The organism is Leisingera sp. ABM4_060 (genome assembly GCF_056158765.1).
Window position 1 is genome coordinate 1377579 of record NZ_JBSWTX010000001.1, and the last position, 12378, is coordinate 1389956.

Annotated in this window: 13 protein-coding genes and 1 tRNA gene; 9 read left to right on the top strand and 5 right to left on the bottom strand. The window is 65.6% G+C overall.

Annotated features, from left to right (window positions below; genetic code table 11):
- Window positions 1–61: 61 nt before the first annotated feature.
- The 3 genes from ACXAEH_RS06775 to ACXAEH_RS06785 all read right to left on the bottom strand — a co-directional run bounded on the left by ACXAEH_RS06775 (window position 62) and on the right by ACXAEH_RS06785 (window position 3219).
- The gene (locus ACXAEH_RS06775; protein WP_475031701.1) at window positions 62–1870 is read right to left on the bottom strand and encodes an ABC-F family ATP-binding cassette domain-containing protein; all 1809 of its coding nucleotides are present in this window, start codon (window positions 1868–1870) and stop codon (window positions 62–64) included.
- A 63-nt stretch (window positions 1871–1933) separates the two neighbouring features.
- Complete coding sequence (locus ACXAEH_RS06780; protein WP_475031702.1) at window positions 1934–2680, bottom strand: GNAT family N-acetyltransferase; 747 nt, start codon at window positions 2678–2680, stop codon at window positions 1934–1936.
- 65 nt (window positions 2681–2745) lie between these two features.
- Window positions 2746–3219, bottom strand: a complete 474-nt coding sequence (locus ACXAEH_RS06785) for an outer membrane protein assembly factor BamE (protein WP_475031703.1) — start codon at window positions 3217–3219, stop codon at window positions 2746–2748.
- Window positions 3220–3320: 101 nt separating this feature from the next.
- Between ACXAEH_RS06785 and ACXAEH_RS06790 the strand changes: the two genes are divergently transcribed.
- The 8 genes from ACXAEH_RS06790 to ACXAEH_RS06825 all read left to right on the top strand — a co-directional run bounded on the left by ACXAEH_RS06790 (window position 3321) and on the right by ACXAEH_RS06825 (window position 10152).
- A complete protein-coding gene (locus tag ACXAEH_RS06790) occupies window positions 3321–3857 on the top strand; it encodes a YceD family protein (protein ID WP_475031704.1) in 537 nt (178 codons plus the stop codon).
- Window positions 3858–4081: 224 nt separating this feature from the next.
- Entirely contained in the window at window positions 4082–4288 is a 207-nt protein-coding gene (gene rpmF, locus ACXAEH_RS06795) for a 50S ribosomal protein L32 (protein WP_008558107.1), read from the top strand.
- 36 nt (window positions 4289–4324) lie between these two features.
- A complete protein-coding gene (plsX, locus tag ACXAEH_RS06800) occupies window positions 4325–5437 on the top strand; it encodes a phosphate acyltransferase PlsX (RefSeq protein ID WP_475031705.1) in 1113 nt (370 codons plus the stop codon).
- Between the two features lie 18 nt (window positions 5438–5455).
- Window positions 5456–6433, top strand: a complete 978-nt coding sequence (locus ACXAEH_RS06805) for a beta-ketoacyl-ACP synthase III (RefSeq protein WP_475031706.1) — start codon at window positions 5456–5458, stop codon at window positions 6431–6433.
- A 101-nt stretch (window positions 6434–6534) separates the two neighbouring features.
- On the top strand, window positions 6535–6837 hold the full coding sequence (gene ihfA, locus ACXAEH_RS06810) for an integration host factor subunit alpha (RefSeq protein WP_008207184.1): 303 nt from the start codon (window positions 6535–6537) through the stop codon (window positions 6835–6837).
- A 17-nt stretch (window positions 6838–6854) separates the two neighbouring features.
- Window positions 6855–8696, top strand: coding sequence for a MerR family transcriptional regulator (locus tag ACXAEH_RS06815; RefSeq protein WP_475031707.1), 1842 nt, complete (start codon window positions 6855–6857; stop codon window positions 8694–8696).
- Between the two features lie 174 nt (window positions 8697–8870).
- A tRNA-Pro gene (locus ACXAEH_RS06820) sits at window positions 8871–8947 on the top strand.
- A 125-nt stretch (window positions 8948–9072) separates the two neighbouring features.
- Window positions 9073–10152 carry a 2'-deoxycytidine 5'-triphosphate deaminase gene (locus ACXAEH_RS06825; RefSeq protein WP_475031708.1) on the top strand — a complete coding sequence of 360 codons (1080 nt, stop codon included), beginning with the start codon at window positions 9073–9075 and terminating at the stop codon, window positions 10150–10152.
- 237 nt (window positions 10153–10389) lie between these two features.
- On the opposite strand, the gene ACXAEH_RS06830 is transcribed toward ACXAEH_RS06825, so the two are convergent.
- Entirely contained in the window at window positions 10390–10947 is a 558-nt protein-coding gene (locus tag ACXAEH_RS06830) for an Lrp/AsnC family transcriptional regulator (RefSeq protein ID WP_475031709.1), read from the bottom strand.
- Window positions 10948–10992: 45 nt separating this feature from the next.
- On the opposite strand from ACXAEH_RS06830, the gene ACXAEH_RS06835 reads away from it, so the two are divergent.
- Window positions 10993–12144: an MFS transporter gene (locus ACXAEH_RS06835; protein WP_475031710.1), complete on the top strand. Its 1152-nt coding sequence runs from the start codon at window positions 10993–10995 to the stop codon at window positions 12142–12144.
- On the opposite strand, the gene ACXAEH_RS06840 is transcribed toward ACXAEH_RS06835, so the two are convergent.
- Window positions 12119–12307 (bottom strand): hypothetical protein, encoded by a 189-nt coding sequence (locus ACXAEH_RS06840; RefSeq protein ID WP_475031711.1) that lies wholly within the window; start codon window positions 12305–12307, stop codon window positions 12119–12121. The two genes, ACXAEH_RS06835 and ACXAEH_RS06840, sit on opposite strands and share 26 nt — an antisense overlap.
- Window positions 12308–12378: the final 71 nt, after the last annotated feature.

Below are 12378 nucleotides of genomic sequence, written 5' to 3' on the forward strand. Positions count from 1 at the left end.
ACCAAATGTTTCACGCGCGAAACATTTGGTCAGCCTTACTGACCCAACCGGAAGAGCCGCCTCAGCCCCCGGCTTTTTCCTCCAGCTCCAGCCATTCTTCCTCGGCGGCGGCCAGCTTCTCCTGCCGCTCCACCAGCGCCTCGGTGGCCTTCTTGAACTTGACCGGCTCGCGGGTGAACAGCTCCGGATCGCTCATCAGCTCCTGCAACTTGCCGATCTCCGCCTCCAGCCGTTCGATCTCCGCGGGCAGCGCCTCCAGCCGGTGCTTCTCCTTGAAGCTCAGGCCATCCTTGGGCTGGCTCTCCTGTTTGGGCTTTGCCTTGGCAGGCTTCACCTTCTCCGGCCGCTCCGCTGCCTCCAGCGGCCCGCGCTGCGCGATGTAATCGCTCCAGCCGCCGGCATAGGCGGTGGCCCGCCCGTTGCCCTCCATCGCAATTGTCGTGGTCGCCACCCGGTCCAGGAAATCCCGGTCGTGGCTGACCAGCAGCACGGTGCCGTCGTAATTGTCCAAGAGCTCCTGCAAGAGGTCCAGCGTCTCCACATCCAGATCGTTGGTGGGTTCGTCCAAAACCAGGAGGTTCGAGGACCGCGCCATCAGCCGCGCCAGCAGCAATCGTGCCTTCTCGCCGCCCGACAACGACCGCACCGGCGCCCGGGCCTGGCGTTCGTCGAACAGAAACTCCTTCAGATAGCCCACCACATGCTTGGGCTGGCCGCGCACCATCACCTGGTCCGCCTTGCCGGAAATCCCCAGCAACGGATCGGCGGTCAGATTCTCCCACAGGCTCGCGTCTCCATCCAGCTGGTCGCGGGTCTGATCAAACAGCGCAACCTCCAGATTGGTGCCCAGCTTCACAGACCCGGCGTCAGGGTCTTCCATGCCCAGCAGCATCTTCAGCAGCGTGGTTTTCCCCGCGCCATTGGGACCGACAAAGGCCACCCGGTCGCCGCGCTGCACCTTCAAAGAGAAGTTCTGCACAATCGGCTTGCCGCCGAACGCCTTGCTCAGCCCCTCGGACTCGATCACCTTGCGGCCCGACTTGGGGCCTGCTTCCAGCGCCATCTCTGCCGCGCCCTGGCGCTTGATCTGGGCGGAACGCTCCGCCTTCAGATCCTGCAGTGCGCGTACCCGGCCCATGTTGCGCTTGCGCCGCGCGGAAATGCCTTCCACCGCCCAGCGGCTTTCGGATTTGATCAGCCGGTTCAGCTTGTGGCGCTGCTGGTCTTCTTCCTCCCACAGCTTGTCGCGCCAGGCCTCGAAATGCTCGAACCCCTTCTCCTGCCGGCGCACTTCGCCGCGGTCCACCCACAGGGTGGCCCGGGTCAAGGCGCGCAGGAATGCCCGGTCGTGAGAGATCAGCACAAAGGCGGCGCGGGTGGCCTTCAGCTCTGCCTCCAGCCAGGTGATCGCCTCGATATCCAAATGGTTGGTCGGCTCGTCCAAGAGCATCAGGTCCGGCGCCTCGGCCATCAGCTTGGCCAGCGCCGCCCGCCGCCGCTCGCCGCCGGATGCGGTCCCGACAGGCCGGGCGGGATCAAACTTCAGCCCTTCGCCCGCACGCTCCACCTTGTACAGCTCGCCCGGCTCCAGCCCGCTGGAAGCAAAATCGCCCAGCGTCGCAAACCCCTCCATCTTCGGGTCCTGCTCCATGTAGCCCACCGATTTGCCCGGCGGCACCACGATCGAGCCGGTATCCGCTTCAACAAGCCCCGCCATCACCTTCATCAGGGTGGATTTTCCCGAGCCGTTGCGCCCCACCAGCGCCACCCGGTCGCCGGGCTGAACCACCAGATCAAGATCCGCGAAAACCGGATTGCCGCCGAAGGTCAGCGAGATACCGGACATCTGCAAAAGAGGAATACGTGCCATGCCAGCCAGCTAAACCGGCTGCAAGGGCGCGTCAACGCTCCCCTTTCATCTTGCCGGAAATACTCAATTCCCCCCGGCCACGGCCCGCAGCAGCCGCTTGCGGGACGCGGGGATGGCGCCGACTTCAAGCCCGGTGAACACATGCAGTGTGTTCATATGGGTGTCGATCACCGCATGGTCGCTGACCCAGCCGCCCATCATCAGATAACTGCGCAGCAAGGGCGGCATCCCCAGCATTGCCTTTCTTGCATCCGGTTTGCGCCGCAGCCGGGCAGCAAAGCGGAACACATCGGGCGCCTTCACCCGCGGCCGCCAGCGCTTGGGCGCCAGGTGCCGGTGCTTGAGCATAGCAAAAGCATCCAGATAGGCGTCTGCGGACGTGCCGGCAAAAGACGAGCAGCCAAACAGCATTTCCACTTCATTGGCATCAACAAACGCCGTCATCGCTCCCCAGGCGACGCGCAGGATGTCAGGATCGCTCCGCCCCGGATGGATGCAGAACCGGCCCATTTCCGCCATCCGCCCCTGAAACGCCTGCAAGGCGGTGAGGTCATAGAATTGCGCCGAATAACTGCGGCCCAGACCGCCGCCGCCCTCCAGCACCAGCAGCCGGAAACAGCTGACCGGCACGCCGCTGCGGATATCCTCCACCAGCACATGGATGCAATCAGCGTCGAAACCGTCCTGATCAATGCCCAAGGTGCCAAAACACAGGCCGCGCAGGCGTTGCGCCGCCGCCACATCCTCCGGCCGCGCCGCAAGGCGGGCGCGGTAGCGCCCCTTGCTCAAAAGCGTTTGCGGATGTGCCATCGCGGCCTCCCCGTTGCCCGGCTCAGCCCCTAGCACAGGCAGTGTGACGCCCCGGTGACGCCGGCTTACTGATCCTGCAGGAACTGATCGGGGCCAAAGTTGCCCAGGCTGCCCAAGAGCTGGCGCAGGAAGGGGTTGTCGTCGACGCTGGAGCTGGTCACGCGGCGCTCCAGCGGCACCACCTTGCCGTCTTCCAGATTGTAGCGCTCAATCGCCTGCACCACGCCCTGGGCGTCAAAGCTGATCGCCACCAGATCGCGTGCCACCGGCCTGGGGGCGGTGGCGCCATAATGGCGGAAGCGGGTGGCAACATAGTAATAGCCGCTTTCGTTCAGCACGCCGGTCGATGTGGGCACGCCGATGCTCTCGGCCACCAAATCCCTGGTGTCGATCCCTGGCACCACCTCGGCCAGCTGATCGGGCGTCGGCACATAGCCGTGCTTGCGGTAGACCGAGGCGCAGGCCGCCAGCGCCAGCCCGGCGACGGCAAAAACCGCCCCGCGCAGGAGTGCCTTGGAGTGAAACCGCTTTGCAAACATGACTGCCCCCCAGTCTGCCGCAGCAATGTGCGGCTTGAATACGTCTTTGAACCCGATTACCTAATGACCGCTTCCGGTTCAAGAAACGAAAGTTCCCTAACATGTCTGAGAGCACCGCCTTGCGGGTTGCGGATCTGCCGCAGAACAGCCCGACCGCCTTTGAAATTGCCCCCGGCAAGGAGGACCTGGCCGCGCTTGCGGCGGAGCTGGGCCTGAATGCCCTGCGCAAACTGCGCTTTGCCGGCGAGATCAAGGCCCGCGGCAAGCGCGACTGGCAGCTGACCGGGACCTTGGGCGCCACCGTGGTGCAGGACTGCGTGGTGACGCTGGAGCCGGTGACCACCCGGATCGACGAAAAGGTCTCCCTCACCTACGCCGCCAGCTTCGAAACACCCGAGGGCGCCGAAGTCGAGATGCCCGAGGATGACAGCACCGAAGCGCTCGGCAGCCATATCGACCCGGCCGAAGTGATGGTTGAGGCGCTAGCCCTGCATCTGCCCGCCTACCCGCGCAAGGACGGCGCCGAACTGGGCGAGGCGGTTTACGCCGAACCGGGGGTGGCGCCGATGCGGGACGAGGACGCCAAGCCCTTTGCCGGCCTTGCAGCCTTGCGCGGCCAGCTGAAAGATGAGGGCTGAACCGGTTTTTTCGCACATGCGGAAATTGCATCTGGCCTGCTGGGCGCCGCTGCCTTAAAAAACGCCTTGCGCCGCCGGAGATTCGCAGTATTTTCGCGCGCTCATCGGAATTTTTGGTTGGACAATGTTTGGGCAGGCGCCTAAACGCACGTCAGACCGAGCGAACACGAATGCAATCCAGCCGCGGGGATGGCCCCAAGGCCCAAACAGACAAAGGTTGAGACATGGCCGTCCAACAGAACAAAGTATCCAAATCGCGCCGCAACAACCGCCGCGCGCACGATGCACTGGTTGCTGCGAACCCGAACGAATGCGGCAACTGCGGCGAGCTGAAGCGCCCGCACCACGTGTGCCCCTCCTGCGGCCACTACGACGATAAGGAAATCGTCGCAGCTGCAGACGAGATCGAGATCGACGAAGACGCGGCGTAAGCCACGGACAGGATTTGATGCCAGGCAGGCTTTCGCATGACGGGTAAACCCGATCTAAATCAGGCAGAAGCCGGCCGCATCACTATTTCTGTTGACGCCATGGGCGGAGACGCCGGCCCTGCTGTTGTAGTGGCCGGCATTGCCATGTCTGCAGAAAAGAACCCGGACATCGGGTTCATCCTGCATGGCCCCGCGGCGCAGCTGAGGCCTCTTGTTGCCCGGAAACGGGTGCTGGAAGGCCGCGTCGAGATTCGCGATGTCCAGGATGTGGTCACCATGGAGGACAAGCCCTCCCAGGTGATGCGCAACGGCAAGGGCACCTCGATGTGGTCGGCGCTGGACGCGGTCAAGAACGGCGAGGCCGGCGGTGCCGTCTCTTGCGGCAACACCGGCGCGCTGATGGCGCTCAGCATGCTGCGGCTGCGCAAGCTGCCCGGCGTCAACCGCCCCGCCATTGCGATCCTGTGGCCCTCGCTGAACCCGCAGGGCTTCAACGTGATGCTGGATGTCGGCGCCGATGTGAAGGCCGATGCCGAAGACCTGCTGCAATACGCCCTGATGGGCACCTCTTACGTGCGCAACTCGATGGACATCACCCGCCCCCGGGTGGGGCTGCTGAACGTCGGCACCGAAGAACACAAGGGCCGCGCCGAGCTGAAGGAAGCCTTTGCGCTGATTGCGGACAATGCGGAGAAATCCAGCTTCGAGTTTGTCGGCTTTGTCGAAGGCAGCGACATCCCCGGAGATGTCGCAGATGTGATCGTGACCGACGGGTTTACCGGCAATGTGGCGATCAAGACCGGCGAAGGCACTGCCAGCCTGATGCGCACCGCGCTGCGCGAGGCGTTCCAGTATTCCTTCCTCTCCAAGATCGCGGCATTGCTGGCCGTTACGTCACTGAAACGGCTGTCAAAACGGATGGATCCCCGGCGGGTGAACGGCGGCGTGTTCCTAGGGCTGAACGGCACCGTGGTGAAATCCCACGGCGGCGCCGATGCCACCGGCATTTCAGCCGCGGTAAAGCTCGCTTACCGGCTGGCCCAGCATGGATTTGCCGAAAAACTGGCTGCGCGGGTTGCATCTGCCGGCGCGGCTGCCCAAGATGAAAACGCCCCCCGCGAACTGCGGGCGGCCACTGATAAAGACTAAAAGCAAGGCAGGCACCGGATGACGCGACGCGCGGTAGTTGTTGGCACTGGCCATTATCTCCCCGAACGGGTTGTTGAAAACGCGGAATTCGAAGCCATGCCGGAGCTGGAGACCACCGATGAGTGGATCCGCACCCGCTCTGGCATCGAACGCCGCCACTTCGCCGCCGAGGGAGAGACCACTTCGGATATGGCCGCCAAGGCCGCGACACGCGCTTTGGCGGATGCAGGGCTGACGGCGGATGATGTGGACGCGATTGTCGTCGCCACCTCGACCGCCGATCTCACCTTCCCGTCCGCTGCCACCATGGTGCAGGCCAAGCTGGGTATGACCAAGGGTTTTGCCTTTGATGTGCAGGCTGTCTGTGCGGGCTTTGTCTACGCGCTCAGCAATGCCAACGCGCTGATTGCCTCAGGCCAGGCAGACCGGGTGCTGGTGATCGGCGCCGAGACCTTCAGCCGGATCATGGACTGGACCGACCGCACCACCTGCGTGCTGTTCGGCGACGGCGCCGGCGCGCTGCTCCTGGAAGCGCAGGAGATGGCCGGCACCAACAAGGACCGCGGGATTCTGTCCACCGACCTGAATTCCGACGGCCGCTACAAGGATCTCCTGTACGTCGACGGCGGCGTCTCCACCAATTCGACCGGCCATTTGCGGATGCAAGGCAACCAGGTGTTCCGCCATGCGGTCGAGAAACTCGCCTCCACCGCGAACACCGCTTTGGACCGCGCGGGCCTTGGCGCCGCCGATGTGGACTGGATCGTGCCGCATCAGGCCAATATCCGCATTATTCAAGGCACCGCCAAGAAAATGGGCCTGAGCATGGACAATGTGGTGGTAACCGTGCAGGATCACGGCAATACCTCCGCCGCCTCCATTCCGCTTGCGCTTTCTGTCGGCAAGCAGCGCGGCCAGATCAAAGAAGGCGACCTGATCGTGACCGAAGCCATCGGCGGCGGCCTCGCATGGGGCGCCGTTGTGCTGCGCTGGTAACCATTCCGCCCGAATACCCGCCCGAATACCCCCTTGCAATTCATTGATATTGACAGGGAATTTCCCTGCACCCTATGCTTTGCAAAACAACGGGGATTGGTATGGGCGAAAAAACACTGACAAGAATGGATTTGAGTGAAGCTGTTTTCCGGGAAGTCGGCCTGTCGCGCAACGAAAGCGCTCAGCTGGTGGAAAGCATGCTGCAGCATATGTCGGATGCCCTGGTGCGCGGTGAACAGGTAAAGATCTCCTCGTTCGGCACCTTCAGCGTAAGGGACAAGTCAGCCAGGGTCGGGCGCAACCCGAAAACCGGCGAAGAAGTGCCGATCCAGCCGCGCCGCGTGCTGACCTTCCGGCCCTCCCACCTGATGAAAGACCGCGTGGCAGACGGCAACCGTAAGTAAACGGGACAGATTAAGCCATGTCGAAATCACCGGACGCCTTCCGCACCATCAGCGAAGTTGCGGAGTGGCTGGGCGTGCAGGCGCATGTTCTGCGCTTCTGGGAGAGCAAATTCACCCAGGTCAAGCCTGTGAAGCGCGCCGGCGGGCGGCGCTATTACCGGCCTGCGGATATGCAGTTGCTGGGTGGCATCAAGAAGCTGCTGCACGACGACGGGCTGCCGATCAAGGACGTTCAGGCGATGCTGCGCGAGCATGGCGCGGCCCATGTGGCTGAGTTCTCCCACCCGCTGGACGGCAGCGCGGAAGCACCCGCCGCCAAGGCCCCTCCGGCGGACAAGCTGGGCGGCGACTGGCAAAGCTCGCTGGACCTTGCCCATAGTGAAGCGGCGCAGGGCGAAGCGGCGCAGGACCAAAGCCTCCTGGAGGCTGGCAGCGGCGGCCCCCATGCGGACAATGTTGTCGGGTTTCCGCAGCAGGCGGCACCGCAGCAGCCCGCTGCCGATCCGCAGCCCGTCGCCAGCGCAGCAGAGCCCGCGACGGAAACCCCCGCCGCGGAAGAGCCGCAGATGCGGATGGATCTGGACACGCCGGCGGCTGACGGCGTTGCGGAGCTTCCCCTTGCTGACGACCCGCAGCCGGAGCCTCCCGCCGCCGGTGCGGCCGCGGCTGGCGCCGCCCCAGCCGAAGCCGCGGACTTACCTGCGGTTCCAGAGGCGCCAGCTGCCGAATCCGAGCTTGCACCGGCCTCTGCCGCCAGCGAGCACCCGGAAGCCGCTGGGCCGGAGGAGGCCGCGCCCTGGACAGAACAGCCGCCGGAACCCATTGCGGAACCGGGCGCGGAAGCACCCTCAGAAAGGTCCCTCCCGCCCGAAACGCCCGCCCCCGTACCGGAATTCTCCGCACTCCCGGACCCGCTGCCGCCGTCCGCAGACGCAGAGCCCGCGCCGGATCTCGAGCCAGACCGCATGACCGCGCCCATGGCGGAGCCGGAACCGGCAGCCGCAGCCGAACCGGCGGCGCCCCCCCAGTCTCCGCTCCCCGCATCTGAGGCAGAGCCCCTTGCAGAGCCGGAAGCAGACGCCGGGCCTGTTGCCGAACCGGAGCATCCCACGGCAGCCGGCCCGCTTGCAGAGCCGGAAGACGCCGCGGGCTTCGCCCCTGCGGCAGAATCACCCCCGCCCCCCCTGCCCCCCGCCGCAGAGCCGGAGCCGGCAGCAGAGACGGCCGAATTTACCGAACCAGCCCCCGCGGCGGCGCCTGAACCCGCCGCCGAACCAGCGATGGAGCCCCCCCTGCCCACCGGGGCGGAGACCTTCGCGGAAGCTGCGACAGCAGAAGAGACTGCGGCGGCTGAACAGGCCGCCCCGGCAGAAGACCTGACGCTGGAGACGGTTCCGGACGCGGAACCGGATACAGCGGCGGACGCGCTTCCGGCACAGGACACTCTGGTGGCGGCCGCCGGGTTGCAGCCTGAGGAGCCGATGGATTTTGGCACCGCGGCCGCCGATCCGTTTGCAACCAGCCCGGCTGAGCTGCCGGAGGCGGATCCGGAGCAGGATGGCGAAAGCCCTGCCCCCTTCCCGCCGCATGACCTGGACGAGGCGGCCCGCCAGGTGGACGCGCTGGAATTCGCCTCCGGCTTCAAGGATGGCGGCGAGCCGGAGCCTGGCGGTGAGGAACCGCTGGAAAGCCCGGTGGAGCCGGCCCCCGCAGCCGAGGACGCGCCGGAGGAACCTGCGGCGGTGCCGCCCGGGGTTCTGGCGCATCTTGCCGCGCTCCGCAGCCTGCCGCCGCACGCCCTAGCGGAAATTTCGGCCTGCGCCGAAGAGCTGCGGGCGCTGACCGCAGGCAGGCCTTGAATGCAGGCGCCGGAATTCGGCGCGAATTCCGCTCCGTTTCCCGTGCCGGGAAACGGATGCCGAAAGGCAAAGTCCCGGTAACTGCCTCAGCCGGCAGGATTTCTGCAAGAAGCTGCAAAAAATCTTGCTGCGCCCTCTTGCCCCTGCCGCGAAAACGGTTAGAAGGCTTTTCAACGGGCTATGGCGCAGCCTGGTAGCGCGTCCGTCTGGGGGACGGAAGGTCGCAGGTTCGAGTCCTGCTAGCCCGACCATATGAAAAACGCCCGGGTGTTTGCGCACCCGGGCGTTTTCATATCCGGAACCTGCTTTGCTGATTGCGCATGGCGCCCGGATGGGACAGCATCGCCGCAAAGCCGGCGCGCGGAGGGGACAGAGAATGACAGGCGTTTTGCCCAGCCAAACCATTGAAAAGATGCTCGCGCGCGGCGAAATCGCCGTCAGCGCGCCGCTGGCGGAGGGCCAGGTCCAGCCCGCGAGCCTCGATCTGCGGCTGGGCACCGTGGCCTATAGGGTGCGGGCCTCGTTTCTGGCCGGCCAAGGCAGCAGCGTCTCCGACCGGCTCAGCGAGTTCGAGATGCACCGGATCAGCCTCGATGGCGGTGCGGTGCTGGAAAAGGGCTGCGTCTATGTGGTGCCGCTGATGGAGAGCCTGGCGCTGCCGGACAGCGTCTCTGCCGTGGCCAACGCCAAAAGCTCCACCGGGCGGCTGGATCTTCTGACCCGCACTATCACCGATGGCGGCGAAGAGTTCGACCGGATCAAGCCCGGCTACACCGGCCCGCTTTATGCGGAAATCTGCCCCCGGTCGTTTTCGGTGCTGGTGCGTCCCGGCATGCGGCTGAACCAGATCCGCTTCCGCACCGGCCAGGCGGTTCTGTCGGACGCGGAACTGAAGATGCTGCACGCCGGCTCGCCGCTGGTGGATGGCGAGGCGGTGATCGAGGACGGCCTCGGCTTTTCCGTTGACCTCAAGCTGCCCGGCACCGATCTGGTCGGCTACCGCGCCAAGCCGCACACCGGCGTCATCGATCTGGACCGGATCGGCGAATACGACCCGCAGGAATACTGGGAAGAGGTGCGCACCAAGGATGGCCGCATCATCCTGGACCCCGGCGCCTTCTATATCCTGGTCAGCCGCGAGGCGGTGCATATCCCGCCCGCCTTTGCCGCCGAGATGGCGCCCTATCTGGCGATGGTGGGCGAGTTCCGGGTGCATTACGCGGGCTTTTTTGACCCCGGTTTCGGCCATGACGCGGCTGGCGGCACCGGATCGCGCGGGGTGCTGGAGGTGCGCTGCCACGAGGCGCCCTTTGTGCTGGAGCATGGCCAGGTGGTCGGGCGGCTGGTCTATGAAAAGATGGCGGAGGTGCCCGAGCAGCTTTATGGCGCGGGCATTGCCTCCAACTACCAGGGCCAGGGGCTGAAGCTGTCGAAGCACTTCAAGACGCCGGGCTAGACCCGCCAGGGGCGGTACCCCGGGAGGCAAGCCGTCCGCCCGGGGGAGCAAGATCAGCACAGATGCGCGGCGGATCGAATTCCTGCGAGGAATTCGGCCCGGTTTCCGGCGCGGAAACCGGCGGCAGAGGGGCGCAGCGGGCCTGAAGTCCTCGCAGGATTTCAGGACGGAATTCGCGCCGAATTCCGTTTCCTCCAGTACACTAGCCTTGCCCCCAATGGCCCGGCGGGAAACCCTTCACTTGACCGGACCACCCTCCGTCAGATCTTCCGTCGTGCCTGCCTGCACTGGCCTGTCCAGATGGGTGGACAGCACCATATGGGTGCGGGTGCCGCGCACGCAGTCGACCTCATAGACCCGCGCCAGCAAGCCCTCCAGCGCCTTCGGCGAGGCCACCCGCACCTTGAGAATCAGATTGGCATCGCCTGCGGCGCTGTGGATTTCCTCCAGCTCGGGCATCTGCTGCAGCGCGAGCAGGTCCGTAGTGACACCCCAGCCCTCGGTTTCCACATGGATAAATGCCAAGAGAGGCTTGCCCACGGCGGCGCCATCGAGGCGGGCAATTGTGACCTCAATCGCGCCAGAGGCCCTGAGCCGTTTCACCCGCTCATGCACCGCAGGCGCCGACAGGCCAACCGCCTGGCCGATGGCGGCATAAGACAGCGTCGCATCCCCGCTGAGCGCACCTAATATTCTTCGGTCCAAAGCGTCCAGCACCCGGGCCGCGCCGCCGGTTTTCCGAATGCCATCTGTTTTTTCCTGCCCCATATGCTCCTGCCCTTCACAGAACACCATTCAGTGAATAGCAGTTATACTCGAACACCATTCAAGGCTAAACCCATGCGGACCCCCATTTTGATCCTGATGAGCGCTATTGGCGTGATTGGCGCAAACTCGCTCCTGCTGTCGCCGGTGGTGACGGCGGTGAGTGAAAGCCTGAACGCCGCAACCGGCGAGGTCATGCGGGCCGCCAGCGCCTATGGGCTGGGGGTGGCGGCGGCGGCGCTGGTTCTGGCGCCCCTGGGCGACCGGATCGGTGCCGGGCGGCTGTTGCGGATGGCGCTGCTGCTGCTGGCGGCGGGACTGGCAGCCAGTGCCGCGGCGCCGGATGCCTGGATGCTGGCGGCGGCGCAGGTGCTGTGCGGGCTGGCAGCGGGGGCCGCCCTGCCCTCGATCTACACGCTGGCGATGGTGATTGCTCCCAAGGGGCGCGAGGCGCGGGTGCTGGGGCTGGTGCTGTCCGGCTGGACGGTGTCGATGGTGCTGGGGGTGAGTGTCAGCGCCTGGGCCACCGACCTGGCGGGCTGGCGGGCGGTTTACGGCGCGCTGGCGGGCATTGCGCTGCTGCTGTGGGGTGCAGCCGTATCCCTGCGCGGGGCGGGCAGCCCCAGCGGCAGGGCAACCTCGCCGCTGACAGCGCTGCGGGTGCCGGGGATCTGGCGCGGGCTGCTGGCGGCAGCACTGCTGATGATGGGGTTCTACGGCAGCTACTTCTTCACCGGCGCCCATATCACCCAAGTGCTGGGGAGGAGCACCACCCAGGCCGGGCTTCTGCCGCTGTTCTACGGCATCGGCTTTGGTCTGGCGGTGCTGCTGGATCCGCTGCTGGACCGGCTGGGGCTGGCGCGCGCGACGGCGCCGGTGCTGCTGGTGATTGCGGCCAGTTACATGCTGCTGGCGGCCGCAGCGCCGCAGTATGCGCTGCTGCTGGGCGCCGCCCTGGTCTGGGGCGTGTTCCAGCATCTGGGCCTCAACCTGCTGGTGGCGCGGCTGACGGCGCTGGACCTGTCCCAGCGCGGCGCCATCATGGGGCTTTACAGCACCGTCACCTATCTATGCGTCTTTGCAGCCCCCTTCACCGGCAGCCTGCTGTTTGCCAGCTGGGGGCTGGCCGGATGCCTGGCGCTTTCGGCGCTGCTGGCCCTTGCTGGCGCGGCGGAGGCGCTGGGGCTGCGCCGCAAGCGGATCAGCCCTGACGCCGCCCCGGCTTGACCGAAGGGATGCGCGAGCGCCCTGCCTGCTGCGCAGGCGCGCTGCCCGGCCCCGGACGTTTGCCGCGTTTGGAAACCGCATTGATGCCCGCGTTTACACCGGCATTGACCGCACGGCTGACCAGCTTGCGCAGCACCATGTTGATGATCCAGTTGATGTTCATTGCCTCAGCCCTGTCTGCTGCCTGCCCGGTATCTTAAATCGAGATTAAGACAATTCCGGGGCGCAACACAG